At 60.0% G+C, this 24,377-nt stretch carries 22 protein-coding genes; 4 read left to right on the plus strand and 18 right to left on the minus strand.

What is annotated here, in order from left to right:
* The first annotated feature begins 10 nt into the window (after nt 1-10).
* Together rfbA and rfbC are read left to right on the plus strand one after the other, a co-directional pair.
* Entirely contained in the window at nt 11-898 is an 888-nt protein-coding gene (gene rfbA, locus QM470_RS17295) for a glucose-1-phosphate thymidylyltransferase RfbA (protein ID WP_283340122.1), read from the plus strand.
* Nucleotides 895-1,449: a dTDP-4-dehydrorhamnose 3,5-epimerase gene (gene rfbC / locus QM470_RS17300; protein ID WP_283340123.1), complete on the plus strand. Its 555-nt coding sequence runs from the start codon at nt 895-897 to the stop codon at nt 1,447-1,449. The genes rfbA and rfbC overlap by 4 nt, the downstream gene beginning before the upstream one ends.
* A 69-nt stretch (nt 1,450-1,518) precedes the next feature.
* On the opposite strand, the gene QM470_RS17305 is transcribed toward rfbC, so the two are convergent.
* Entirely contained in the window at nt 1,519-2,613 is a 1,095-nt protein-coding gene (locus QM470_RS17305; RefSeq protein WP_349307070.1) for a TFIIB-type zinc ribbon-containing protein, read from the minus strand.
* Between the two features lie 212 nt (nt 2,614-2,825).
* Nucleotides 2,826-3,941: an SPFH and helix-turn-helix domain-containing protein gene (locus QM470_RS17310; protein ID WP_283340125.1), complete on the minus strand. Its 1,116-nt coding sequence runs from the start codon at nt 3,939-3,941 to the stop codon at nt 2,826-2,828.
* A 370-nt stretch (nt 3,942-4,311) separates the two neighbouring features.
* On the opposite strand from QM470_RS17310, the gene glyQ reads away from it, so the two are divergent.
* Together glyQ and glyS are read left to right on the plus strand one after the other, a co-directional pair.
* A complete protein-coding gene (glyQ, locus tag QM470_RS17315; RefSeq protein ID WP_283340126.1) occupies nt 4,312-5,250 on the plus strand; it encodes a glycine--tRNA ligase subunit alpha in 939 nt (312 codons plus the stop codon).
* Nucleotides 5,251-5,336: 86 nt separating this feature from the next.
* On the plus strand, nt 5,337-7,451 hold the full coding sequence (gene glyS / locus QM470_RS17320) for a glycine--tRNA ligase subunit beta (RefSeq protein WP_283340127.1): 2,115 nt from the start codon (nt 5,337-5,339) through the stop codon (nt 7,449-7,451).
* A gap of 105 nt (nt 7,452-7,556) precedes the next feature.
* Here glyS and QM470_RS17325 read toward each other — a convergent pair whose 3' ends face one another.
* Genes QM470_RS17325 through rfbF form a run of 16 tightly spaced genes read right to left on the minus strand, consistent with a single transcriptional unit; the run spans nt 7,557 to nt 24,368 of the window.
* Nucleotides 7,557-8,711 (minus strand): glycosyltransferase, encoded by a 1,155-nt coding sequence (locus QM470_RS17325; protein ID WP_283340128.1) that lies wholly within the window; start codon nt 8,709-8,711, stop codon nt 7,557-7,559.
* 38 nt (nt 8,712-8,749) lie between these two features.
* Nucleotides 8,750-9,682, minus strand: coding sequence for a GDP-mannose 4,6-dehydratase (locus tag QM470_RS17330; protein WP_283340129.1), 933 nt, complete (start codon nt 9,680-9,682; stop codon nt 8,750-8,752).
* A gap of 1 nt (nt 9,683) precedes the next feature.
* Nucleotides 9,684-10,721 carry a GDP-mannose 4,6-dehydratase gene (gmd, locus tag QM470_RS17335; RefSeq protein ID WP_283340130.1) on the minus strand — a complete coding sequence of 346 codons (1,038 nt, stop codon included), beginning with the start codon at nt 10,719-10,721 and terminating at the stop codon, nt 9,684-9,686.
* A gap of 42 nt (nt 10,722-10,763) precedes the next feature.
* Entirely contained in the window at nt 10,764-11,894 is a 1,131-nt protein-coding gene (locus tag QM470_RS17340; protein WP_283340131.1) for a glycosyltransferase family 4 protein, read from the minus strand.
* A gap of 5 nt (nt 11,895-11,899) precedes the next feature.
* Complete coding sequence (locus QM470_RS17345; RefSeq protein WP_283340132.1) at nt 11,900-13,225, minus strand: O-antigen ligase family protein; 1,326 nt, start codon at nt 13,223-13,225, stop codon at nt 11,900-11,902.
* Nucleotides 13,222-14,394, minus strand: coding sequence for a glycosyltransferase (locus tag QM470_RS17350; RefSeq protein ID WP_283340133.1), 1,173 nt, complete (start codon nt 14,392-14,394; stop codon nt 13,222-13,224). Before QM470_RS17350 ends, QM470_RS17345 begins: the two co-directional genes overlap by 4 nt.
* A 2-nt stretch (nt 14,395-14,396) precedes the next feature.
* Entirely contained in the window at nt 14,397-15,347 is a 951-nt protein-coding gene (locus QM470_RS17355; RefSeq protein WP_283340134.1) for an NAD-dependent epimerase/dehydratase family protein, read from the minus strand.
* 18 nt (nt 15,348-15,365) lie between these two features.
* A complete protein-coding gene (locus QM470_RS17360) occupies nt 15,366-16,073 on the minus strand; it encodes an acyltransferase (protein ID WP_283340135.1) in 708 nt (235 codons plus the stop codon).
* On the minus strand, nt 16,070-17,359 hold the full coding sequence (locus QM470_RS17365; protein ID WP_283340136.1) for a lipopolysaccharide biosynthesis protein: 1,290 nt from the start codon (nt 17,357-17,359) through the stop codon (nt 16,070-16,072). The genes QM470_RS17360 and QM470_RS17365 overlap by 4 nt, the downstream gene beginning before the upstream one ends.
* Complete coding sequence (locus tag QM470_RS17370) at nt 17,356-18,300, minus strand: glycosyltransferase family 2 protein (protein WP_283340137.1); 945 nt, start codon at nt 18,298-18,300, stop codon at nt 17,356-17,358. The genes QM470_RS17365 and QM470_RS17370 overlap by 4 nt, the downstream gene beginning before the upstream one ends.
* Nucleotides 18,301-18,313: 13 nt before the next feature.
* Nucleotides 18,314-19,384 carry an NAD-dependent epimerase/dehydratase family protein gene (locus tag QM470_RS17375; RefSeq protein WP_283340138.1) on the minus strand — a complete coding sequence of 357 codons (1,071 nt, stop codon included), beginning with the start codon at nt 19,382-19,384 and terminating at the stop codon, nt 18,314-18,316.
* Nucleotides 19,381-20,325, minus strand: a complete 945-nt coding sequence (locus tag QM470_RS17380) for a transketolase family protein (protein WP_283340139.1) — start codon at nt 20,323-20,325, stop codon at nt 19,381-19,383. The genes QM470_RS17375 and QM470_RS17380 overlap by 4 nt, the downstream gene beginning before the upstream one ends.
* Nucleotides 20,322-21,176, minus strand: a complete 855-nt coding sequence (locus QM470_RS17385) for a transketolase (RefSeq protein WP_283340140.1) — start codon at nt 21,174-21,176, stop codon at nt 20,322-20,324. The genes QM470_RS17380 and QM470_RS17385 overlap by 4 nt, the downstream gene beginning before the upstream one ends.
* On the minus strand, nt 21,176-22,528 hold the full coding sequence (rfbH, locus tag QM470_RS17390; protein ID WP_283340141.1) for a lipopolysaccharide biosynthesis protein RfbH: 1,353 nt from the start codon (nt 22,526-22,528) through the stop codon (nt 21,176-21,178). The genes QM470_RS17385 and rfbH overlap by 1 nt, the downstream gene beginning before the upstream one ends.
* Complete coding sequence (gene rfbG / locus QM470_RS17395; RefSeq protein ID WP_283340142.1) at nt 22,525-23,598, minus strand: CDP-glucose 4,6-dehydratase; 1,074 nt, start codon at nt 23,596-23,598, stop codon at nt 22,525-22,527. The genes rfbH and rfbG overlap by 4 nt, the downstream gene beginning before the upstream one ends.
* Nucleotides 23,595-24,368: a glucose-1-phosphate cytidylyltransferase gene (gene rfbF, locus QM470_RS17400; protein WP_283340143.1), complete on the minus strand. Its 774-nt coding sequence runs from the start codon at nt 24,366-24,368 to the stop codon at nt 23,595-23,597. Before rfbF ends, rfbG begins: the two co-directional genes overlap by 4 nt.
* Between the last annotated feature and the right edge of the window lie 9 nt (nt 24,369-24,377).

Genomic DNA, 24,377 nt, shown 5'->3' on the forward strand with positions numbered 1-24,377 from the left:
ATTCAACGCCATGGCATCTGCACGCAAAGGCATTATTTTGGCGGGTGGCTCCGGCACCCGTTTGCATCCTGCCACCCTGGCCATCAGCAAGCAGCTGCTGCCCATTTACGACAAGCCCATGATTTACTACCCGCTCAGCACGCTGATGCTGGCGGGGATTCGTGAAATTCTGATCATCAGCACGCCGCAAGACACGCCGCGTTTTCAGCAGTTGCTGGGTGATGGCAGCCAATGGGGCTTGCAACTGCAATACGCGGTGCAGCCTTCCCCCGATGGCCTGGCACAGGCCTTTCTGATTGGTGAGGAGTTTCTGGCTGGCGCTCCCAGTGCCTTGGTGCTGGGCGACAACATTTTCTACGGCCATGATTTCCAGGGACTGTTGAAGAACGCAGAAAGCCAGCCTAACGGGGCGACGGTGTTTGCCTACCATGTGCAGGACCCGGAGCGCTATGGCGTGGCGGAATTCGATGCCCAGGGCCAGGTACTGTCGCTGGAGGAAAAGCCTGCCCAGCCCAAATCCAACTATGCCGTCACCGGCCTGTATTTCTACGACGGCCAGGTGGTGGACATGGCCAAATCGCTGCAGCCTTCGCCACGCGGAGAGTTGGAAATCACGGACCTGAACCGCCTGTATCTGGAGCAGGGGCAGTTGAATGTGCAACTGATGGGCCGGGGCTATGCATGGCTGGATACCGGCACGCACGACAGCCTGCTCGAAGCCGGCCAGTTCATTGCCACCCTGGAGCAGCGCCAGGGGCTGAAAGTGGCTTGTCCCGAGGAAGTAGCCTTCCGTGCCGGCTGGATTGATGCCGCACAGCTGGAGAAGCTGGCACAGCCATTGCTCAAGAATGGCTACGGCAAGTATTTGATGCAATGCCTCAAAGGCGGTATGCGATGAAAGCCACCCCTACTGCGATTCCGGATGTAATGGTGGTCGAGCCCAAGGTGTTCGGGGATGCCCGTGGGTTCTTCTACGAGAGCTTCAACCAGCAGGCGTTCAATGCCGCCACAGGCACCAATTTCGAGTTTGTGCAAGACAACCACAGCCGCAGCCGCAAAGGGGTGCTGCGTGGCCTGCATTACCAATTGCCTCCACATGCCCAAGGCAAGCTGGTGCGTGTGGTGCGTGGCTCTGTGTGGGATGTGGCAGTGGACATCCGCCAGGGGTCTGCGACCTTTGGCAAATGGGTGGCCGAGGAATTGACGGAGTACAGTCACAAGCAGTTCTGGATTCCCCCCGGTTTCGCCCATGGCTTTGTGGTGCTGAGTGAATCGGCCGATTTCCTCTACAAGACAACGGATTACTACGCACCCGAGTCGGACCGGGGCATTGCCTGGAATGACCCGCAGATTGGCATTGTCTGGCCGGATTTGGGCATGGATTGGCTGCTGTCGGAGAAAGACCTGAAGCAGCCTTTGCTGCAGGATGCGGATACCTTCATCGGATAAGGCGCGGTACCATTGAGCCACCCAAAAAGAGCTGCCAACGGCAGCTCTTTTTTATTCATCTGTCATCTGTTATCTGTTCTGCGCCAGGCCCAGCACAATCAGCAACAGCAGTACAGCGCACAGCACGGCGAAGCTGATCTTCACCCAGCTGTATGGGCGTTCCCCCGCAATCTGGCCGGTATAGCCATTGGCCACGATCTGGTAGGTGGTGCGGCCATAGGTGTAGCCCACCAGCCATACGGGCACCAGTGTGTGTTTGAAGGTTCTGCCGGTGTATTGGCGCTGCACCTGCAGATTGCGCATGGTGTCGCCGGGCACCTGGCGGGCGCACAGGCTGCGCAGCTGGGCATCCATGTCCTGTTCGTTCAGCTGTGCGGCTTTGGACAGGTCGACCTGGTAGCGCTCCACGGTCCAGCCGCGGACAAATTCCGGGGTGTAAGGCTTCAGGTCGGTGGTGGTCGGAAAGGGCTCCACCTGGCGCAGCAAATCGGGTTGCACGCCGACGGTGCCCGGCACCAGCGCGTCGTCGAAGAAATGCTGCAACTGGCCGGAAGCCGATTCCCAGCGCACATGGCGCACCTCGCGGGTTTGCTGCGAGCCATCGGCGTCGCGGTAGGTTTCGGTTCTGTAATAGTAGTAACCGGCCTCGGCCTGCCATTGGGCATCGGCATGGGCATCAAAGGTCCAGTAAGGCAGGTAGATGCCGTGCAGCGTATCGGTCAGTGCTGCGGTTTTGAGTGTGCTGGGCGCGAACCAGCGGCTGCCATACCACTGGCGGATGCGGTCGCGGATCTGCCCATCACTGATCTGGAACGGCAGGATGCTCTGCGGCGTGATGGCATCGTTGCGCTCTTCGTGTGCCACGATGGCTGGTGAGCCACAGAAGTCGCAGCGCTGGGCTGCGGTCTTGTTCAGGAAGACCGAGATGGCACGGCAGTTCTGGCATTGCACCTCGTAGCGCGCATCGGTGCCCCAGCCGCGACCGCTGGCAGGGTTGCGCAGGGCTTCGGCGAGATACTGCTCCACCACGGCGGGGCCCAGCTCTTCGCGCGTGGCTTCGCTCCAGGGCGCGGTGGTGCCGCAGTACGGGCATTTGAGTGCCTGGGCCTTGGCATTCCATTCCAGATTGCCTCCGCATTCCGGGCAAGGGTGCTTGCGCACCATGGACGGCGGGGCTGCTGGCGCAGCGGGGGCATGGCTGGAAGAGGTGGGGGCAGTGTGGTCGGTCACGGCGCAAAAATATCAGGTGGACTGCACATGGCCCTTGCTGCTGGCACACAGGCCAGGAGGCCGTGCACGGGCCGCCGGGCAGGTCCCCCCTTCAGTGAGGCGCTCTGGACAGGTGGACGCGGCCCAGCCGCTGAGAGGGCGTTTGTTTATCCGCGCAGGAATTCATCCAGCGCTGCCTGGCCAATCCGCCACTGGCTGCCGATCTGGCGTGCTTTCAGGTGGCCGGCCTGGATTTCGGCCAGGACATCGGCTTCGGCCACCCCCAGAACCTGGGCGGCCTGGGCCGGAGTGAAGACCTGCATGGCCGCGGGTGTTGCCTGGGTGTGTGCAGCCTGTGCAGCCGCCGGCGAGAAAGGATCTGCAGAGGACGCACTGGATCCAGGCGCACCGTGCGCCGCCGCTGCGCCGCCTTGCATGCTCTTCATCATCTCTTGCGCCATGCCGAAGCCCATGGCCATGGTGGCGGGCAGGGTGGCAGCCGCCGCGCCTTCGCTGCCGTTGGCCATGGCCTGGCCCATCTGGTATTTCACATAGTCATTCAGGTTGCCGATGGCGCCCATGCTGGAGCGCTTGTCGATGGCCTGCTCCACCTCGGGCGGTACGGACACGTTTTCCAGGATGAAGCTGGTGATCTCCAGACCGTATTTCTCGGTGACGGCTGGATTGATGATCTGCAGCAGCGCATCGCCCAGGTCGCTGTAGCGGGTGGCCACGTCGAGCACCGGCACCTGGGCCTTGGCCAGGGCTTCGGTGAAGATGCTGACAATGCGCGAGCGCATGGTGTCGGCGAATTCGTCCAGGCGGAAGTTCTGGTCCGTGCCCGCCACCTCTTTCAGGAACTTGGCCGGCTGGACGATGCGGAAGTCATACGTGCCAAAGGCGCGAATGCGTACCACGCCAAAGTCCTTGTCACGCAGCATGACGGGGTTGGATGTGCCCCATTTGTTGCCGGTGAACAGGCGTGTGTTGAGGTAGTAGACATCGCACTTGAACGGCGACTGGAAGCCATGTTTCCAGCCCTGGATGGTCGAGAGGATGGGGATGTTCTGCGTGGTCAGGGCATGCTTGCCCGGTCCGAACAGGTCGGCGTACTGGCCTGCAGAGACAAATTGCACCTGCTGCGATTCGCGCACGATCAACTGGGCGCCGTTTTTGATCTCCTTGTCCTCATCCGGCCAGCGGTAGGACAGGGTGTCGCGCGAGTCATCGGTCCACTCGATGATTTCGATCAGCTGGTTTTTGATGATATTGAACAGATTCATGCCAAACCTCGCAGGCAGGTGGAAAAGTGGGCCAATGCGCGGCCATTGTAGAACCCGGGCTGTTGGCAGAGATGATGGCGAGTATCAAAAGCGTAGCTGTTGGCGCGCCTGTAACAAGGTTTTGAAAATGACTAATTTGGGAGATGCAAGAAAGACGGGCGTGGTGTGCTCCTAATTTGTGCATGCCACTCATCCGTGTAACACCGTAGCCCGGTCTGGCTTCGTGAATACAGGGCGGCAGGCCTAAAATCACTCCTTTCGCGCGCGTAGCCGTGCCGCTGGTTTGTTCCCGGCGGTGGGGCGCCTGCCTCCATAACGATAGATAAAAGGTGTAGCCGCCCGCCGTCTGCACCGATCCGAGTAGCCCGTCATGCTGACCTTCCAACAAATCATTCTGAAACTGCAGTCCTACTGGGCCGATCATGGCTGTGCATTGCTCCAGCCCTATGACATGGAAGTCGGCGCCGGTACCTCGCACACCGCCACGTTCCTGCGTGCCATTGGCCCGGAACCCTGGAAGGCAGCATATGTGCAACCCAGCCGCCGTCCCAAGGATGGCCGCTATGGCGAGAACCCCAACCGTTTGCAGCACTACTACCAGTTTCAGGTGGTGCTCAAGCCTGCTCCCGACAACATCCTCGAGCTGTACCTGGGTTCGCTGGAAGCCCTGGGCTTTGATCTGAAGAAGAACGACATCCGTTTTGTTGAAGACGATTGGGAAAATCCCACCCTGGGCGCCTGGGGCTTGGGCTGGGAAGTCTGGCTCAATGGCATGGAAGTGACCCAGTTCACCTATTTCCAGCAAGTGGCCGGCATCGACTGCAAACCCGCCACCGGTGAAATCACCTACGGCCTGGAGCGTCTGGCCATGTACCTGCAGGGCAAGGAATCGGTGTACGACCTGGTCTATACCGATGGCCTGAGTTATGGCGACGTGTTCCACCAGAACGAAGTGGAGCAGTCCACTTACAACTTCGAGCATTCGAATGCCGAGTTTCTGTTCAGCGCCTTTGCTGCGCACGAAGGCACGGCCAACCAACTGATCAACGCCCAGCTGGCGCTGCCGGCCTATGAGCAGGTGCTCAAGGCGGCCCACACCTTCAACCTGCTGGACGCCCGTGGTGCCATCAGCGTGACCGAGCGCGCCGCCTATATCGGCCGTATCCGCAATCTGGCACGTGCGGTGGGCAAGAGCTATCTGGACAGCCGCGCTCGCCTGGGCTTCCCCATGGCGCCCAAGGCCCATGCCGACGAAGTGCTGGCCGAACTGGCCAAGGCCGCAGAGCAGGCCGCCAAGAAAGCGGCCTGAAGCGCCGCTACCGCAGACCGTCCACTTACACGTAATTTCAGCCGATCAAGCCCATCTGGTGCGCTGAATCGGCTATCCAAATCATCATGAACGCATCGAATCTACTGGTTGAACTGTTTGTCGAAGAGCTGCCACCCAAGGCACTGCAAAAGCTGGGTGACGCTTTTGCTGCCGTGCTGTTTGACCAGCTCAAGGCCCAGGGCCTGCTGGCGTCGACCGAATCGCGCCTGACGGCCTATGCATCGCCCCGCCGGTTGGCAGCACACATCACCGAAGTGCTGCCCCAGGCCGACGACAAGGCGGTTTCGCAAAAGCTGATGCCTGTGGCCGTGGGCCTGGACGCCGAAGGCAAGCCCACGCCCGCGCTGCTCAAGAAGCTGAGTGCTTTGGGTGCGGACGACTCCGCCGTGGCTGGCCTGAAGCGCCAGGGCGAAGGCAAGGCCGAAGCCCTGTTCTACGAATCCACGGCCAAGGGGGTGCTGCTGACCGACGGCGTGCAGAAAGCGCTGGACGAAGCGCTGGCCAAGCTGCCCATTCCCAAGGTCATGCGTTACCAGTTGCAGGATGGCTGGACCAGCGTGCACTTTGTGCGCCCGGCCCACGGTCTGGTGGTGATGCATGGCACCGAGGTGCTGATCGGCGTGAAGGCACTGGGCCTGACGGCCGGTACCGCCACCCACGGCCACCGTTTTGAAGCGGCCGTGGACCCGGTGGTGATCCGCAATGCAGACAGCTATGCCGAGCAACTGCGCGAAGAAGGCGCCGTGATTGCCAGCTTTGCGGAGCGCCGTGCAGACATTGCCCGGCAACTGCAGGCCGCGGCCGAGCGCATCGGCGGTGGCGTGCGTCCCATTGAGGATGACGCCCTGCTGGACGAGGTGACGGCCCTGGTCGAGCGCCCCAATGTGCTGGTCTGCGAATTCGAAAAGGAATTTCTGGCCGTGCCCCAGGAATGCCTGATCCTGACCATGAAGGCCAACCAGAAGTACTTCCCACTGCTGGACGCCAGCGGCAAGCTGACCCATCAGTTCCTGATTGTCAGCAACATCCAGCCCCAGGATGCATCGGCCGTTGTTGGTGGCAATGAGCGCGTGGTGCGTCCCCGTCTGGCCGATGCCAAGTTCTTCTTCGACCAGGATCGCAAGAAGACCCTGGCCAGCCGCGTTGAACTGCTGGACAAGGTGGTCTATCACAACAAGCTGGGTACCCAGGGTGAACGCATCGCCCGCGTGCGTGCCATTGCCAAGAGCATTGCCCAGCAACTGGGCAACCCCGAACTGGGCCGCCAGGCCGATCAGGCCGCCATGCTGGCCAAGACCGACCTGGTGACCGACATGGTGGGCGAGTTCCCCGAGCTGCAAGGCACCATGGGCCGCTATTACGCCCTGAACGACCAACTGGATGTGGCCGTGGCCGATGCCATCGAAGACCACTACAAGCCCCGCTTTGCAGGCGATGAACTGCCGCGCGGCGATGTCGGTGTGGTGGTAGCACTGGCCGACAAGTTGGAAACCCTGGCCGGCATGTTCGGTATCGGCAACCTGCCCACCGGCGACCGCGACCCCTTTGCGCTGCGCCGCCATGCACTGGGCGTGATCCGCATGCTGGTGGAAAAGGACCTGGAGCTGGATCTGGAAACGCTGCTGGTCAGCACCTTGCCGGCCTTTGGCGACAAGATCACCGATGCGACGCCCCAACTGGTCGAGTTCATCTACGACCGTCTGGCCAACATGTTCCGCGAGCGAGGCTACAGCGCCCAGGAAGTCGAAGCCGTGCTGGCATTGCACCCCCAGCGCCTCTCCGATGTGCAAAAGCGCCTGGAAGCCGTGCGCGCGTTTGCGGCGCTGCCCGAAGCACCTGCGTTGGCCGCGGCCAACAAGCGCGTAAGCAACATCCTGAAGAAGGCGGAAGAAGCGGTTCAACCCCAGGTGAATGCCGCACTGCTGATGGAGCAAGCCGAAAAAGATCTGTATGCCGCGCTGCAACAGGTGGCCCCGAAAGCCGAGCAACAGTTTGCTGCAGGTGATTACACCGCCAGCCTGCAGACCTTGGCAGCATTACGCGCTCCGGTGGATGCGTTCTTTGAGCATGTGATGGTGAATGCGGAAGAGGCTGCACTCAAGGCCAATCGCCTGGGTTTGCTTGCCACTTTGCACCAGGCCATGAACCGCGTAGCAGATTTGGCGAATTTGGCGGCCTAAAACTGAGGGCTGCAGCACCCCAGGATTTTCGAACTCTGTGCCCCGCTCGGTGCACAGTCGATTCTCCTAGGGGGCGGCCGTGCAAGAGCTCCAGCTATGCGAGTGTCAGGCTCGGGGAGTGTTTAGCAAGTGCTCGTACACGCCGAGCAGAGCATCGGTCATTTTCTCTACGGTAAACAGGGCTTCGTAGCGGCGGCGGCTCCCCTCCCCGAGCCGACGTGCCAAGGCCGGGTCATCCAGCACTTGCCGGATCGCCTGCGCCAGGGACACCGGATCGCCAGGCTCTGCGTTGAGCCCGCTTTCGCCGTGTGCGTTCACCCATGGGACGCCAGAGCCCACGATATTGGTTGCAACCACAGGGCGGCTTAAAGCCATGGCTTCAGGCATCACTAATCCAAAAGCTTCGGAGCGCAGCAATGAGGGAAGGCAGAACAAATCTGCAGCTTCATAGTGCGCCGGCAGATCGGCGTCCTCAATACGGCCTAACAGGTGCACTTTATTGCCAAGGCCTGCCGAGATGACTTTATCGCGCAGTGGTTGCAGTAGTTCACCACTGCCACCGATCAGTACGACAGTGTCATCGTCGAGCATAGCTGCGGCGTCGATGAGAACATCAAAGCCCTTGTAGTAGGTCATTCTGCCGAGCGCAAAGACGATCTTCTTGCCTGGGTAGCGAGCGCGCAATGCTGCTGCGCGCTCGCGGCGTTTCACAGCGTCGTCTAGTGCTGCCGTATCTCGTACGCACAGCGGCACGATATGGACTTTCTTCGCAAAAGCCTTCAGCCATGGCGAGGTCTCCGCGTAAGGCGGGGAGGTTGCAATGATCGCGTCAGCGCGGCGCAGCAACCAGTTCTGTAGTGGCGCATACAGCTTGAGTAGTCGTTGCTGCTTGACAATGTCGCTGTGCCAGTGAACGACTACAAGCGCCTTGGGGCGTGTGAGCCATAGGGCCAGGTTGGCCATGGGGTTGGGCAGGTGCACGTGCACGATCTCATGCTCAGCTTGGCGGCGACGCAGCCACGGGATGAGCGATGGGGTTAGCGACGTGGAGGCCACTTGGCCCCATGAGGCTACGCGTGTGACAGGTATGGCATCGGTTTCCATAACGGTCTCACGGCGATTGTTGGCGCACAGAATCTCGACTTGCCATTGGCGTGATGACAGGCCGTCAGCAATATCACGTACGGCAGTTTCAATCCCTCCGTTGATTGGAGGGTAGAACTTCGTCAACTGCAGGCTGCGCATGATAGAGGGAGACATAGAGAATAAATTAGTGTGCACAGCCAAACTGAGGCCATTTATGGGGTCGGTTGGGTGGACGAGTGCAGTTGGGCACTGTCCAGCATCCACGCCAGTGTGTTGGAGAGCGGGCGGGGTTGCCAGTCTGGCATGAACTTTCGCAGCCGGGCCGCACTGCCACGTAGGACACGCACTTCGTTGGCGCGAACGAACTGAGGGTTGACCTCGATATCCAGCGAGTGGCCAGACAGGTGGCTCGCCATTGCAAGGATCTCACGCAGCGTGTGTACTTGCTCTGAGCACACATTGAGTGTCGTGCGTGGTGACAGCATCAGCAGTCGCGTGTACACCTCAACGACATCTCGTACGTCGGAGAAATCGCGGTAGACGTCCAGGTTGCCCAGTTCCAGCTTGGGCGATCGTTGTGCGAATGCATTCACGATCTTTGGAATCAGGAATTGCAAGGACTGACCAACACCGGTGTAGTTGAAGGGGCGCACCACGGTAATGGGGAGCCGATCCGACCACAGTGCGGCCATCTGCTCCATCGCAGCTTTGCTGATGGCATAGTCATTGGCAGGGTGAGGCGGTTGATCTTCATTAATCAGCGTCACTTCGGTATTGCCATAGATATTGGCGCTGCTTGCCAGCAGTACGGTGCCCAGCGTCGATGCAATGCTGGAGGAGGCGAGCGCACTCAGCAGGTTTCTGCTGCCAACGATGTTGGTGCGATAGATATCCTCTACATCGTTGTGTGCAACGAAGGATACCGCAGCGAGATGAATGACATGGCGCGGTCGTACCGTCTCGATTGCTTCAAGCAGGGCTGCCCGATCATTCAGCTCAGCTACATGCCGCTCAGGTCCTATGGGTTCGCCAGTACGTACCGTGCCATGCACCTCATAGCCGGCACGTCCCAGAGCCACCGCGAGGTGGTGTCCGGTGAAGCTGTTCAGCCCCGTCACAAGGACGCGCCCTTGCTGTGTGCTCATATCAGAACGATACGCCGCGTTCGACGCGCCGGATGTCTTCCTTGACCATCATGGCACACAGATCCTCTAGCGTGGTGGTGGGTTTCCAACCCAGTATGCGCTCGGCCTTGGCAGGGTCGCCGATCAGCAACTCTACTTCTGCAGGGCGATAAAACGCCGGGTTGACACGCACCAGCGTACGTCCCGTGGCAGCGTCTATGCCGATCTCTTGCTCGGCGCTGCCTTCGAACTTCAGTGTGTAGCCGGCGGCCTTTGCAGTCATGGCAACGAAATCCCGCACCGTCTCTGTCCGGTTTGTTGCCAGCACAAAGGTGTCAGGCTTATCTGCCTGCAGCATGCGCCACATGCCTTCGACGTAGTCTTTGGCAAAACCCCAGTCGCGCTTGGCATCCAGGTTGCCCAGTTCCAGTATCTCTTGTTTACCTGCACGGATGCGGGCAAAGGCGTCAGTAATTTTGCGGGTCACAAATTCACGACCGCGCAACGGCGATTCATGGTTGAACAGAATGCCGCTGGTGGCGAACAGACCATGCGCCTCGCGGTAGTTGACGGTCATCCAGTGCGCGTACAACTTGGCCACGCCATAGGGGCTGCGAGGGTAGAAGGGGGTGTCTTCGGTCTGTGGGATGGCCTGGACCTTACCGAACATCTCTGACGTGGATGCTTGGTAAAAGCGGATTTTGGGGTTGACCAGACGGATGGCCTCAAGCAGGTGCAAGGCTCCCACGCCGGTGATTTGTGCCGTGGTGGTAGGTTGCTCGAACGATACTCCCACAAAGCTCTGCGCGGCCAAGTTGTAGATTTCGTCGGGTTGGATGCGTTTGATCAGTGAGATGCAGACACCCGGGTCGGTCAGGTCGAATTCCACCAGCTTCAGCCGCTCGTGGTTGACGACGCCCAGTTCTTCCAGGCGCCAGAAATTCACTGAACTGGTGCGACGGTAGGCACCATAGACGGTATACCCTTTGGACAGCAGGAGCTCAGCGAGGTAAGCACCGTCTTGGCCGGTAACGCCAGTAATCAAGGCAATTCGAGACATAAAAGGCTTTCGAAAATACGGAGGTTTGTTCGCAGGAGGATGTTATGCCGGTGATGACTGATTCGGTCGGTCGGCCGACTGGGAGATCAGCCCGGCTGTGTTCAGATGGTCAAATAATTGGCGCGCGCCGCGTTCCCAGGTGAACTGGCACACCCGGACGGCGCCACGCTGGCGCAGCGTCTCGCGCAGTGTGTCGTCTGTCAGGATGCGCTCCAATGCGGCGGTGATGTCGGAGATGTCGAGCGGATCAAAGAACAGCGCGGCATCGCCGCAGATCTCTGGAATCGAGGCCGCTTGTGCTGCCACGACCGGGCAGCCGAGCGACATCGCCTCCAGCGGGGGGATACCAAAGCCTTCGTACAGTGACGGAAAGACAAAGGCGTGGGCGTGGCGGTAGAGCGCACTTAGCTCACCGTCGCTGATGGCGCCGGTGGTGATCACACGCGGGTCGCTGGTCGTGTCTAGCGACTCCCCAGCAAACACCGCATTGTTACCACCGCCTACAAGCACCAGGCGCACGTCAGACGCGCTGGTGGCGCGGAACGCCGAAACCAGTGCGGGTAAATTCTTCGTCGGATTCATGCTACCCACGGCGAGCAGGTACTTGACGTCGCTGAGTGCGAGGCGCTCTAAAACCGCGGGTTCAGGCGTCACGCTCTTCATGTGTGTGGCGGCGCAATAAACCAGCTGCAGGCGGCGAGCGTGCGGACCCAAGGCATGAATGAGCCGCTGGCGCGAGAACTCCGAGATCGTCAGCACCAGTCGCGCCGAATGGCTAACGGTACGGAACAGCAGCCGGTACCAGGTTCCGTAGGCGGACGTGTAGGCCTGTGGGTGGTCGTAGACGGCTGCGTCAGGAATCATGCAGACCTGCTTGCGCTTGAACAGTGGCGCGGGGCCTGCGAGATTGAGCAGGGTGCGGCCAGCCGTATAGATGGGCAGAAAGAACTGTTCCCACGCATGAAGGCCGCCGGGCATTGCGCCGACAAAACGCACTTCAATACGCTTGAGTGCCGGTGGCTTCGCTCCGGGCGGACAGAGCAATATCCAGCGGTCGGTATTGCCGGACTCCTGCAGGAGTTGGTCCAGCGCCTGAAGCAAGCTGGCAGCGAGTCGTTGCACGCCGGTCATACGTTGGGCAGCGAACTTGCCGTTGATGAAAAGGGTGCGCATAGAGTTCAGGGGGGCGTCGTTGTCGCCAACGTCGCTGGTGGAAGGGCGGGGCCTGGAAGGGGCGGCGATGAGGCCGTTCGTGGCGATGCGCTTTTGAGGACGAGGCCGAAGAATACCCAGATGAAAACGACGGTGTACGTAGGGAAAGCGTTCCAGTACAGCAACACACCGGTCAAGCCCAGCAACCAATGTCGCCGGCCAGCGCCGGTGCGTTTCCAAGCCAGGCGAATCAACGAGAGCAAAAAGCCGCAGAACAGCACCAGTCCAACCAAGCCCATTTCGGAGGCCAGTTCTGCATAGATGTTGTTGGCGATGCGACGATAGCTCTCATCGTAGATAGTGAGAAGTGGTCCGGATAGCAGTTCGTTGCTGAGAAACCCGTAGGTTTGCAGGCCCTGGCCAAAGATAGGAGCGTTCTCAAAGAGCAGCAGAGCGGCGTTGATGGACTCAAGGCGGTCAATGCGCGAGAACGATGCCGGCGTGACCTCTTCTTCGAAGAGCTTCTCGTGAATGCCAAAGTCCAAACCTGCCAGCACGAGCCCGATGGCCACAGCTGGTGTGACAATGAATACTATGAGGCTGCGTAGCAAAAGCCTGCTACGTGTGCGGGCGGAAAAGACGTAATAAGTGCTCAGCAGCATCGCCAACAAGACCAGGCTGGCCGAACTCTGTGACAGCACCACTCCGATCAATGCCAGCAAGAGGTAGCAGTTGGCGGCTCGTGATGGTGCTGCTTGGCGGTATTCCAGCGCCACGAAGATCGACAGCAGGTAGTACATACCGGCCAGGTTGCCTTCGTTGAAGGTGCCGGCTCGCTGCAGCAGGGGGTCGGCAGTAATGACATAGGTGAGCGCGTGCAGTACCACTGCTACAGTCAGACCCTGCAGCCACCAGCGCATCAACTGGCGAATCGGGTGGCGGGTGTGGCGTACCACCTCGAAGGCCACGAGGACCAGCATTACCTGCAGCAGCCGCTCCAACACCACGCGGGAGTAGGCCACGCCACCAGTGGTCAAATGCAGGGTCAGCTTACCCATCCCATCAAGGTGCATGTAACCATATAAGGCTGACGCCAAGCAGTAGACGAAAAACACCACGACCCACTGTCGAAGTGCGCCTGGGTCTCTTAGCCACAGCCGAAGGACCAGTGGCTGCATGAGTGCGAAAAAGGCCCACAGCAGCAGAAACAGGCTGGCCGCTGGTGGACGGTAGGCGGTGCTGGCCGGAATGGCGAACTGCGGCAGCAGCCACATGAACAACGCCATGGCCGGCAGGCGCCCCGACGTGCTGGCGTCGTGTTCGCGTATGGGCTGTGGCGGGGTGAGGCTCATCGTGCCTGCGCGGTGGCCACTCGCATGGTCTGCGTGACGTAGTCGACGTAGAGTTTCCCGAAGGCGCGCAAGCGTTGCTGATAGCTGGCTGTAATGGCTGCTTCATCCACCGGTAGGGTGGGTTCGGCGAGCGTTTGGGCCATGTGGTCGGCCAGCGCGGCGGCGTCATCCGTGGCGAAGAAGCGGCCATTCTGTGGCGCCTGCTCGCGGTGGACGGCCAAGTCCGACAGCAGCAAACGCTTTTGCAGCGTTTTGGCCTCCTCCACCGAGGTGCTCCAGCCTTCAAAGCGCGATGGGTTGATCACCGCCGCCGAGTGGGCCATCAGACCCTGTAGATCCGTATGCGGCACCACGCCAAGCACCCGGAAGCGGTCATCCACACCCTGTGCCTGGCAGTGGGCCATCAGTTCGTCAAAATATTGCGGCATGCGTGCGTCATAGGGCTTGCCGGTGCAGACAATGGTGGCGTGGATGCCGCGCTGCTTCAGCAGCGCCAGCGCGTCAATCGCCAGTCGATGGTTTTTGTTGGACCAGAACTGATTAGGTAGATGAAAGTAGCGCTCCGGCAAGTGGTAACGCGTGCGGATCTCCTGCGCAGAGGGCAGGCACGAGAAGTCCACAGGGTTGGAGACGAACTGCATCACGTACACCGGTTTTTGGTATCCGGGCGCGAACGTGTGCAGGTCGTTGCAGGCATCCTCGCTGCTGACGATGATGCCGTCGCCATGCTTGCAGGCGTTGTTGTAGCGCTTGGTCGACCAAGCGATCTGCTTGGGCGTCCAGTACTCTGGCAGATGCATGAACTGGAAGTCATACAGCCACGGAAGTGTGCGGATGGAGGAGCGTTTGCCAAGGTAGGCGGAATGCGACAGCAGATCGATGCTGTGGCGCGATAGGTAGCATGACAGCAGGTAATCGTTCTCGAACCCCCGCAGCGTCACCTGGCGCGCGAACCAAGCTGGTGCCAGCCGGTCCATCAACGGCGTGCGCAGTACTTCCAGCCAGGGAAATTCTTCCGGAAGGGAGGAGACGGTTTTGTTGCCCAGCACCAGTACGATCTGCCACGACGGAGGAGCGACTTCGTGGATGGCGCTGAACAGGCTGGCGAAGTAGTTGCGGCCGCCCAGCCAGTCTTTGTCGTTGAAGTGGTACGCGAAAGCGATGCGCATGCTCAGAGGTGTCCTTCAGTCTTGAACCAGTTGGCGTAGCGCTGCAGTCCCTGCTGTAGGTCGATGCAAGGCTGGAAACCCAGGGTGACGGCGGCGCGCTCGTGGCTGGCGGTCAGTCGGCGCGGATTGCCTGGATGGGCCTCGCCAGAAAATATCGGCTGTAGTCCTGTATTGCCGGCCTCGGCCAGCAGCGTCAGGACTTCCCGGGTGTTGGCGCGGACATGGCCGCCGTTGTATATGGCATGGCCTGCACCGTGGGACAACGCGGCAGTGCACAGCAGCCGTGCGGCGTCATCCACATGAATCCAGTCACGTAGCTCTTCACCGGTACCGAAAAACGATGGTGTGCCATGCTGGAACTTGTTGAGCGCATCCCACAGCAGCTGCTTGCGCAGGCCTTCGCCATATACGGAGAACAGCCGAACGATGCGGGTCTCCAGGCCAAAAAAGCGGCTGTAGGACTCACAGAGCATCTCGGCCATGGCCTTGTGATACCCATAGGGGGATATCGGTGCGACGGGGGTGTCCTCGCGAATGTCGCGGTCGCCCTGGTCTCCATAGACCGCGGCGCTGGAAGCCAGCACCACGCGCGGAGGCGTGGGCCGCAGCCGCGCGAACTCCAGCATTGCCAGCGTGGTGTCCACCGAGCGCGAGAAATCGGTTGCCGGCGCGGAAAATGAGTGCGAGACCGCGCCGCTGCCGGCGCAATGCACGACCAGCACGGGCTGCTGGTCTGCGCAGATGGATTGGATGGTGGCGGGCGTGATGTCCGCGTCCAGCCAGGCAATCAGGCCATGCTGTTGGCGCTCTTCGGTGTTCCACTGGCCGTGGCCCAGGCCCAGCACGCTGAAACCTTGTGCAGCCAGTTGCCGGCAGACATGACGCCCGACGAAGCCGGCGGCGCCCAGAACCAGGGCCGTGCGGCGGTCGCTTTGAACAGTTGGGTCACTCATAGATATTTCGGTCGGGGCTTAGCTCTTCAGTTGGAGGACGTAGTCGGCTTCTTGCGGAATTGTCGCCAGATGGTGTGCCAGCGCTGCGTCTCGCGCAGGCGTGTCATCAGGCAGGCGGGTCCAGCAACGAGTGGGCCAGTCGAAGACCTTCAGTACCCGCGCCGGCTGACCGCCAGCGAGGCACAAGGGTGGCAGCGACTGTCGCACCACCGAGCCTGCGGCTACCACAGTGCCGTAGCCGACCTCGATGCCACCCAGTAACGTACTACCTACGCCAATCCAGGTGTTGGGCCCCAGGCGCATGCGGCCGTAGGACAGCACTGGCGCTGCCACATAGGGCCGGGTTGGATCGTCATAGGCATGTCCTGCGGCAAGCAATTGGCAGGCGGCGCCAATGTTGCACTGGCGGCCGATGTGGATGGATTCGCCGGCGGAGAAGAAGCAGTGGCGGCCAACGAAGCTACCGTCCTCGATGACAATGCGCGCGCCTTCTCCGTTGTCGTTCGTGTGAAAGTGCGTGCCCGGGTCGATGATGACACCGGTCCCCAATTTCACCTGTCGCCACAGCCGCGCGGAGGCATGGCGGGAAATTGAGGCATGCAGGCCAGCGGCGCCCCAGCGGCCCGTTAGGTCGGCGAGCCCATGCAGGGAGCGCAGGCGAGCAATCGCTCGCCGCAGCGGAAATGGCAGCATGGCTCTTAGCCAATGATGAAACGATTCATTCATGTTCGGGAAGGAACCTCGGATGGAGCGGGCACCAGCGCGCCGATGATGTGACGGCGGGCGTAGTAGCTGAAATACAGCGCACCGGGTAGCACCACCAGCAGCGTGGCCAGCGGAATCGCGGCGATGCCTGCCGCGTGGCGCTGCAACAGGAAGAACAGTGGAAGGAACAGTGCCGTGGATGCGATGGCAAACAGAATCTGTATGCGCAGCCGCTCCGCTGCATTCAAGAAAACGGCTCCGGCATAGGCCACCATCTGGACGGCCACCTGGGCTGCGAACCAGAACACCTCCGCTGGCTGGACTTCCAGTTGGCCATGGCTGTATAGGCGCACGAACGGCGCGACCACCATCATTGAGATCGCCAGTAACAGCACGCCGCCCCCCACACTGGCCGCCAATAACTGAACCTGTAGCCGCTTAACATTTGCCACCTGTCGTTGGCTGATCAACGTGGCGATGGTCGACCAAGCGACGGCGATCAACACATTAAACAAAGTCATCGGGATCTGATAGACCTTGTTCAGGATGTCATAGCGTGCTGCAGCGCTGGCCGAAAAGTAGGTGTAGGCTAGGTAGGTGCCCAGGTTGAAAAGCACCAGAGCGGTCATCTGTAGAATGAAAAAGGCGCCGCCGATGCGCAGCAGCGGCCACGCATCGGCCAGTGGCCGTCTGCTGACCAAGCGGGCGCCGAAGCCCTGCTGACTGAGACCCAGCGCACGGTATCCTCGCAAGAAAGTGTAGGTGCCATTGAGCAGCCAAAGCACGGCGAACGCCACAGCCAGAGTGTGCAGGGACGCGTCACGTCCCAGCGCCAGCACCAGCAGCAGCCAAGCCAAGCTCTGCAGCATCGAGGCCTGGAACGAGACGGTAGACCGGTTCAGCCCCTGCAGAATGTTGACGCCGATCATGGCAGGCAGGCACAGGAAAGCGCAGATGTAGAGCACGCTGGCTTCCAGCGGAAAATCCCGTACCACCGACAGACGCGAACCGCCCAGAACGTAAAGCACGATCAGCGCCAGGCCGATCAGGAAGGCCAGACGCACCGCCACGGCGATCTGGTCACACAGCACTTCCAAGTCGCCCCGCGCTGCCACACGGTTCTTGATGACGTACCCGATGCCCAGGTCAGACATCTGAATCCACACCAATGCCGACACCAGTGTTGCCCAGGCGCCATAGTGCTCCGGCCCCAGATTCCTGATCAGGAGGGAGACGCTGGCGAAGCTGAAGCCGATGGTGCCAATGCGGTAGAGCAGCGACAGGATGGTTTCGCGGGAAGCGATCATTTCCGGCGTGGCAGCAGCAGATGGGCTAATAGTTTGGCTTGGGACAACAGACTCGCTTTGTATGGATACCGGTTAGCCAAAAGGTGTCGCCAGGCGCCCAAGTACTGGCCTCGCGACTTCAACGCGCCGATGCCTGCTCGGAGGTTGGCTGTGTAAATTTCATCACGCAGCGAATTCCGGTACTGGTAATTGCTGTGGTTGAGAGCAAATTCCTGTACGTTGCTGCACCAGAAGTCAATCTCCTGCATCCAAGCGCGTGAGGCAATGGTAGACATCGTCGAGCCCGAGTTCCATACCCGATAGCCCGAGACAATAGTGGGAACAAAAAGCGTGTTGCCGATCAAGCTTGCTCGCTGATAGAAATGGTTATCGCCCGCGGTAACTGCAAATGTCTCGTTGAACCCGCCTAATTTTCGAAAAAGCGCAGAGCGAAACGCGATGCTCGGAGGGCGAGCAGGTGCGCCCAGGCGAATTTGTTCAAAACCGGCGGGCGCGCTGAGTAGCGCGCCGCTGGGCTGCCAACTCGATGTCACCTTGTCCTGTTCGTTGATGATGTGATGCCCGAAAAAAGCGATGTCGGCCTCAGGATGCGCCTGCAGGTGCTCGAGCATTGTGGCGAATGAGTCTGGGTAATAGAGATCATCGTCGCCAGGCATGACGATCCACTCCGAATCAAGAGAGCTCGCAGCGCGATTCCAGTTCTTTAGAACCGTGACTTCCGGCCCACTTAAGAATTTGACCGCAGGATAACGGGCCTTGAACGTGTCAGAGAGGTAACCTCCGTTGTCACTTACAACGATAGGTAACTCTGTATTGATGGAGTCGAGTAAGCGAGCAAGCAACGATTCCCGCTTGTATGCGGGAATCGCAATGCCTAGCAAAGCAGGGCGCTGTAGGGGCGATCTGCTCTGTGAGTCGGTAGCGGTGTTGGGTGGCGACATGGACTGGCGGATATCAGAGAGATTGATGGCTATTGAAGACAGCGTGCCAATGTGCTGTTCTTGTAATTGCGTCGTCGAGTGCCATGGGTGCAGCCAGCGTCAGTTCACTTTGCGCTCTTGAGATGTCTGGTACGTATTGCTCCGGCGTTGAACCTGAACTCGCCTGCTTTTGCACGGTAATCTGTGACGTCGCTGTTAAGACACGACAGATTCGCTCAGCGAGCGAGCGGATAGACAGTCTTTCGTTGGAGCCAATGTTGTACGCGCGTCCCGTTTGCCCGCGTATCAGCACAGCCCAGAGCCACGCCGCCATGTCTGCGGCATATAGATAACTCCGATACGGTGTGCCATCGCCTTGGATCACGATGTCCTCGTTTGCCATCGCTGCGCGCAAGAAATTGCCGATTGCGAAGTGCTTTTCCAGGGGAAGGTGTGGTCCTACTGCCGCGAACAGTCTGGCAATGCCTACGCTCAGGCCTCCGGCACTGGCCTCTGCCGCCAACCACTCCGCGGCCCGTTTGCCTTCACCATAGGCGGACCTGAGCGACAAGGGGTCGGGGCCGCCAAGGTGGGTTTCCTGCACATGTGTCATGCCGGAAGGAAGGGGACCATAGACGGCTCCGGAGCTCAGAAGCAGAAGCCGGCTCGCACCGCAGGCGCGTGCTAGCGTCAGGACCCTGCGTGTTCCGTCAATGCAGGTCGAGAATACGTCCAGCGGCGAGGACTGTGCCACCACGTCGGTAGCAGCATGCACAACGACATCGTGGCGGCCAGGTCCGACGGGGAAGTCCCGCACGTCGCCAGCCAACCAGTCGACTCGGTCCACCATGGCGGGCCACTCGCGCAAAAAGCTGTCGGGGTTGCGACTTAGCACCGTGATGCGGCAGCCCAGGTCGAAGGCTTCGTTCGCATCCAGCAGTGTTGCCAGCAGCCATTTCCCGACAAAGCCGGTGCCTCCGGTTATGAAAATTCGCTGCCCGGCCAGAGTGCGCCATGCAGCAGCGCCGAGCAGGTCGTGGCAGCGTTGCAGATCCTGGGTCGGAACGTTCAGCTGCGATGGGCGGGGCCTTAGCTGCATCGTCATGCCGTGAGTGTCGCTGCTGCCGTGGGTGCGGTGTCTTGGCAGAAGGCATGGAGCCGCGTACGCACGCTGTCGGTGTCCAGGCCGTGCTCACGCAGTAGGTAGGCGTGTGTGCCGCAGTGTTCAGAGAATCGGTCTGGCACGCCGATGCGGAGTACGCGCGTGGGGTAATGCTCGCTGGTGATCTCCGTGACTGCCGCGCCAAGGCCACCCAGCACGGAGTGCTCCTCCAGAGTCACCAAGCCGGAGCTGTTGCGTGCGGCGGCACAGACGTCCTGCACCGACAGCGGCTTGAGCGATGGTGCACTCCACACTGACAGATCGCATTCCAGTGCAAGATCCAACGCAGTGCGAGTCATTGAGCCGGTGGCGATCAAGCCCGGCAGCTCGGCCCGTCCAGCCCGGATCTGCAGGAGACGCCCTGGCGAAATCGCATCGACAGGGCTAGCGTGTACATCGCCACGATCTGATTTTCCCATACGCAGGTACACCGGACCGTTGGCTGCGTAAGCACGGTCCATGCTCGCGGTCATCTCGAAACGATCGGCTGGCGACAGTACTTCAAGCCCCGGGATTGCGCGCGTGCATGCGATATCTTCGGTGGATTGGTGACTAGTGCCGAGATGGCTGTAGACGAACCCGGCGCCATCGCCCAGCAGCACGACGGGCAGGCTGTCATGGGCGACGTCGAGCTTGATTTGTTCGACGGTGCGGATAGGCACGAAGGCTGCCAGCCCATAGACAAATGGGCGAAAGCCGACACGTGCGAGGCCGGCGGCCATGCCGACCATATTCTGTTCGGCGATACCTGCGTTGATGTACTGATCCGGGCAGCGTTTGCGGAATTCGTCGAAAAGTGCGTAGCCGTGATCACCGGTTAACAACAAGACCTTTGGATCGGCCAACGCGAGACGTACCAACGCGTTGGAGAAGGCTTCTCTCATGTCGATGCTCCCGGAAGGCCAAGCGCATTGATTGCGTCGGCGAAGGTTTGCTCATTCAGACGGGTGTAGTGCCAGCGGTTGTCCGACTCCATGAAATGCACACCCTTGCCCTTCACGGTGTGCGCGATCAGCGCCTTGGGCTTGCTGGGCCCGGAGGCCCAGAGCCGGTGTATTGCGGTATCGAGCGCGACTTCGTCATGGCCGTCGACCTCCAGTGTCTCGAAGCCGAAACTCGAGAACTTCGCAGCCAAGTCTCCCAGCCCCAGCACGTCGTCCGTCGTGCCCATTGCCTGGAAACCGTTCTTGTCAACAATCAGCATGAGGTTGTCCATCTTGTGGTGTGCTGCAACAAGTGCGCCTTCCCAGATCGGGCCTTCATTGAGCTCACCATCGCCGACTATTGCGTAGACCTTCTGATCGGTCCCCTTGCGCTGCAGGCCCATCGCGATGCCGACGCCCACGGAGAAGCCGTGGCCCAGCGAGCCCGAGGTGACTTCCAGACCCGGTACGCGCGAGTCGGAAAGGCCCTTCAGGTCACTCCCATCCTTGAAATAGCACTGGACGTGCGAGTCATCGAGCCAACCTAGCTCGTGCATGCAAGCGTACTGGGCCATCACGCCGTGGCCCTTGCTCAGGACCAGATAGTCGCGTCCCTCGGCGCGCGGATCGTTGCCCGGGTATCGCAGGTGGTGCCGGTACAGCACAGTCATCAGCTCGATGATTGAGAATGCGCAGGCAATGTGCACCGTAGATCCGGCGTAAGCCATTTCGAGCACGATGCGACGCATTTGGGCAGGAGCGAAGCGCGGTGCGTTGCCGTTATCCGTAGTAGGGGACGCGACGATTGACATCAGAAGTTCACTCCAAAGAACTCTTCGAGTTTGTCCGCGATGTAGTCCAGTTGCTCTGAGCCCAGCGCCGGGAAGGTGCCTAGCCAGAAGGTCTGGTTCATTACGACGTCGGTGTTGGTCAGCTCGCCGCTGATACGGAAGTTGCGCCTGGCCATGTAAGGCTGCTTGGTCAGGTTGCCGGCAAACAGCAGCCGCGTGCCGATCTTGTTTTCTTCCAGGAAATTGATCAGGTCAGTGCGCTTCACGCCGGCCGTCTCCTTCAGGATCAGCGGGAACCCGAACCACGACGGTTCGCTGTTCGGCGTTGCTTCCGGCAAGTGCAGGAATTCGGCGACGCTGGCCAGCTTGGCCTTCAGGTATGTGAAGTTGGCGCGGCGCTTGGCGATGAATTCCTCGACCCGGTCCATCTGCGCCAGAGCGCAGGCTGCCTGCATGTCGGAGATCTTGAGGTTGTAGCCCAGGTGGCTGTACGTGTACTTGTGGTCGTAGCCGTCGGGCAGGTCGCCGCCCAGTTGTTCCTTGGTCCAGCAAAAGCGCTTGTCGCAGGTATTGTCCTTGCCGGGTGGGCAGTAGCAGTCGCGACCCCAGTCGCGGAAAGACTCGGCGATCAGCTTGAGTTCAGGATTGTTGGTGAACACAGCGCCGCCTTCACCCATCGTGATGTGGTGAGCAGGGTAGAAACTCAACGTACCGATATCGCCGAAGGTACCGACCAGTTTGCCGTCGTAGGTGGCGCCCAGCGCATCGCAGCAATCCTCGACCAACCACAGCTTGTATTTCTTGCACAGCGCCGTCACCACCTCCAGGTTGAAAGGGTTGCCCAGGCTGTGCGCCAGCATGATGGCCTTGGTCTTGGGCGTGATTGCCGCTTCAATCTTGCTGGCGTCAATATTGTGCGTGGCCAGGTCTACGTCTACGAACACCGGCACGGCGCCAAACTGCAGGATAGGGTTGACCGTGGTCGGGAAGCCGGCTGCCACACCAATCACCTCGTCGCCCTGCTTGATTGCGCGATCACCCAGCTTGGGGCTGGTCAGTGTAGAGAATGCCACCAGGTTGGCTGAAGAGCCCGAGTTGACGGTGATCAGGTACTTGACGCCCAGAAATTCGGACAGGCGCTGCTCGAACATGGCGTTGAAGCGGCCGGTGGTGAGCCAGCCGTCCAGCGAGGCATCGACCATCATCTTCAGTTCGCCTGCGCCGATCACCTTGCCCGAGACGGGCACGGCGCTTTGGCCGGGCACAAAGGGCTTTGGAGCGTAGGCGATATCGGCATACTGCTGGACCAATTCGCTGATCTGGCTGCGCAGTTTGTCCAGCTGGGGTTGAAAATTAACTGGCGTGCTGTTCATACGTGGGATCGATATTGGGAAATTTGATGCAGGCACAGGGCTCGCATGTCCTGGTTTGCAAGCCACGCTTGATGCCATTCGGTGATGCGAGACAGCGCGGTTTCGAGCGACCAGCGCGGGGTCCATTGCAGGCGCTGTCGCGCTTTGGAGATATCCAATTTCAGAAAATTGGCTTCGTGCGGGTGCTCTCCGGGTTGCAGCGTCCAGCTTGCCCCGTTGCCCCAATCCTGGCACAAATGCTCGACGATCCATTGCACCGGTTTGGCGTCTTCGTCGCGCGGACCGAAGTTCCAGCCTTCAGCATTTGCTTGCCCTTGATTGTAAAGGCGCTCAGCCAGCAACAGGTAACCGGACAGAGGCTCAAGAACGTGCTGCCAAGGGCGGATCGCGTGGGGGTTGCGGATAAGCACCGGCTGGGTTTGCTGCAGGGCCCGGAGGACATCGGGAACCAAGCGGTCAACTGCCCAGTCACCTCCGCCAATCACATTGCCCGCACGGGCAGTTGCAATCGCAATGCCGTCTTTTGACAGGAAAGATTTGCGATACGCCGCGCTGACCAATTCCGCACAACCTTTACTATTGGAATAGGGGTCATGTCCTCCCATGGGCTCATCTTCGCGATAGCCCCAGGCCCACTCCCGGTTTTCGTAACATTTATCGGTCGTGACATTGACGATGGCTTTGACGGATCCCGCATGGCGGGCGGCCTCCAGCACATGCACCGTGCCCATGACATTGGTCGCATAGGTTTCGACTGGCTGCTGGTAAGACAGTCGTACCAGCGGCTGCGCTGCCATATGGAGGATGATTTCCGGCTGGAATGCGGATATCTGCGTCTGTACCGCGGAAAAATCGCGGATATCACCAACGCAATGCTCCATGCCTTCCGCCACGCGGGCCACATGAAACAGAGCGGGCTCTGTGGGGGCGGGTAATGCGAAACCGCGTACCACGGCGCCCATTGATTGCAGCCAGAGGCTCAGCCAGCTTCCTTTGAATCCCGTGTGCCCGGTCAGAAAAACCCGTTTTCCCTGCCAGAAGGCGGTGTCTGTCTGCGTGATCGGAGTCATTTCCAGACTTTCCAAGGTGCTTGGCCAGTGGCCCACAGCTCTTCAAGGTGATTTTTGTCGCGCAGTGTGTCCATGGGTTGCCAGAAGCCTTGGTGTTCGTAAGCCATAAGCTGTCCTTCGGAGGCGAGACGCTGCAGGGGTTGCTGCTCCCATACGGTCGAATCACCATCCAAGTAGTCCAAGACACGGGGCGAGAGTACAAAGAAGCCGCCGTTGATCATGGCCCCGTCGCCTTTGGGCTTTTCCTTAAAGCTCATGACCTGCTGGCTCTGAATATCCAGCGCGCCAAATCGGCCTGGCGGGTAGGTTGCTGTCAGCGTAGCGGCCTTGCCATGTTGCTTGTGGAACTGGATGGTTGCTGAAATGTCCACGTCGCCCACTCCGTCGCCATACGTGAAACAAAATGCTTCATCATTGCGAACATAGTCGGCAACGCGTCGCAGGCGTCCACCAGTCATCGATTCATCGCCGGTGTCTACCAGCGTCACACTCCATGGTTCTGCACGCTTGTGATGGACTTCCATGTGATTGTTGCGCATGTCAAAAGTGACATCTGACATGTGCAGAAAGTAATTGGCGAAGTATTCCTTGATGACATAACCTTTGTAGCCGCAGCAAATCACAAAATCAGTGACTCCATGGTGCGAGTACATCTTCATGATGTGCCAAAGAATGGGCTTGCCTCCAATTTCCACCATGGGCTTGGGGCGTGTCGAAGTCTCTTCGCTCAAGCGAGTTCCGAGTCCACCAGCAAGAATCACAGCTTTCATAGAAAATTC

The sequence above is a fragment of the Comamonas sp. 17RB genome, assembly GCF_030056555.1.
Taxonomy (GTDB): Bacteria; Pseudomonadota; Gammaproteobacteria; order Burkholderiales; family Burkholderiaceae_C; genus Comamonas; species Comamonas terrigena.

Coding starts and splice junctions, on each gene's coding strand:
- rfbA (WP_283340122.1), top strand. CDS start 11: ATGGCATCTGCACGCAAAGGCATTATTTTGGCGGGTGGCTCCGGCACC.
- rfbC (WP_283340123.1), top strand. CDS start 895: ATGAAAGCCACCCCTACTGCGATTCCGGATGTAATGGTGGTCGAGCCC.
- QM470_RS17305 (WP_349307070.1), bottom strand. CDS start 2,613: ATGGTGCGCAAGCACCCTTGCCCGGAATGCGGAGGCAATCTGGAATGG.
- QM470_RS17310 (WP_283340125.1), bottom strand. CDS start 3,941: ATGAATCTGTTCAATATCATCAAAAACCAGCTGATCGAAATCATCGAG.
- glyQ (WP_283340126.1), top strand. CDS start 4,312: ATGCTGACCTTCCAACAAATCATTCTGAAACTGCAGTCCTACTGGGCC.
- glyS (WP_283340127.1), top strand. CDS start 5,337: ATGAACGCATCGAATCTACTGGTTGAACTGTTTGTCGAAGAGCTGCCA.
- QM470_RS17325 (WP_283340128.1), bottom strand. CDS start 8,711: ATGTCTCCCTCTATCATGCGCAGCCTGCAGTTGACGAAGTTCTACCCT.
- QM470_RS17330 (WP_283340129.1), bottom strand. CDS start 9,682: ATGAGCACACAGCAAGGGCGCGTCCTTGTGACGGGGCTGAACAGCTTC.
- gmd (WP_283340130.1), bottom strand. CDS start 10,721: ATGTCTCGAATTGCCTTGATTACTGGCGTTACCGGCCAAGACGGTGCT.
- QM470_RS17340 (WP_283340131.1), bottom strand. CDS start 11,894: ATGCGCACCCTTTTCATCAACGGCAAGTTCGCTGCCCAACGTATGACC.
- QM470_RS17345 (WP_283340132.1), bottom strand. CDS start 13,225: ATGAGCCTCACCCCGCCACAGCCCATACGCGAACACGACGCCAGCACG.
- QM470_RS17350 (WP_283340133.1), bottom strand. CDS start 14,394: ATGCGCATCGCTTTCGCGTACCACTTCAACGACAAAGACTGGCTGGGC.
- QM470_RS17355 (WP_283340134.1), bottom strand. CDS start 15,347: ATGAGTGACCCAACTGTTCAAAGCGACCGCCGCACGGCCCTGGTTCTG.
- QM470_RS17360 (WP_283340135.1), bottom strand. CDS start 16,073: ATGAATGAATCGTTTCATCATTGGCTAAGAGCCATGCTGCCATTTCCG.
- QM470_RS17365 (WP_283340136.1), bottom strand. CDS start 17,359: ATGATCGCTTCCCGCGAAACCATCCTGTCGCTGCTCTACCGCATTGGC.
- QM470_RS17370 (WP_283340137.1), bottom strand. CDS start 18,300: ATGTCGCCACCCAACACCGCTACCGACTCACAGAGCAGATCGCCCCTA.
- QM470_RS17375 (WP_283340138.1), bottom strand. CDS start 19,384: ATGACGATGCAGCTAAGGCCCCGCCCATCGCAGCTGAACGTTCCGACC.
- QM470_RS17380 (WP_283340139.1), bottom strand. CDS start 20,325: ATGAGAGAAGCCTTCTCCAACGCGTTGGTACGTCTCGCGTTGGCCGAT.
- QM470_RS17385 (WP_283340140.1), bottom strand. CDS start 21,176: ATGTCAATCGTCGCGTCCCCTACTACGGATAACGGCAACGCACCGCGC.
- rfbH (WP_283340141.1), bottom strand. CDS start 22,528: ATGAACAGCACGCCAGTTAATTTTCAACCCCAGCTGGACAAACTGCGC.
- rfbG (WP_283340142.1), bottom strand. CDS start 23,598: ATGACTCCGATCACGCAGACAGACACCGCCTTCTGGCAGGGAAAACGG.
- rfbF (WP_283340143.1), bottom strand. CDS start 24,368: ATGAAAGCTGTGATTCTTGCTGGTGGACTCGGAACTCGCTTGAGCGAA.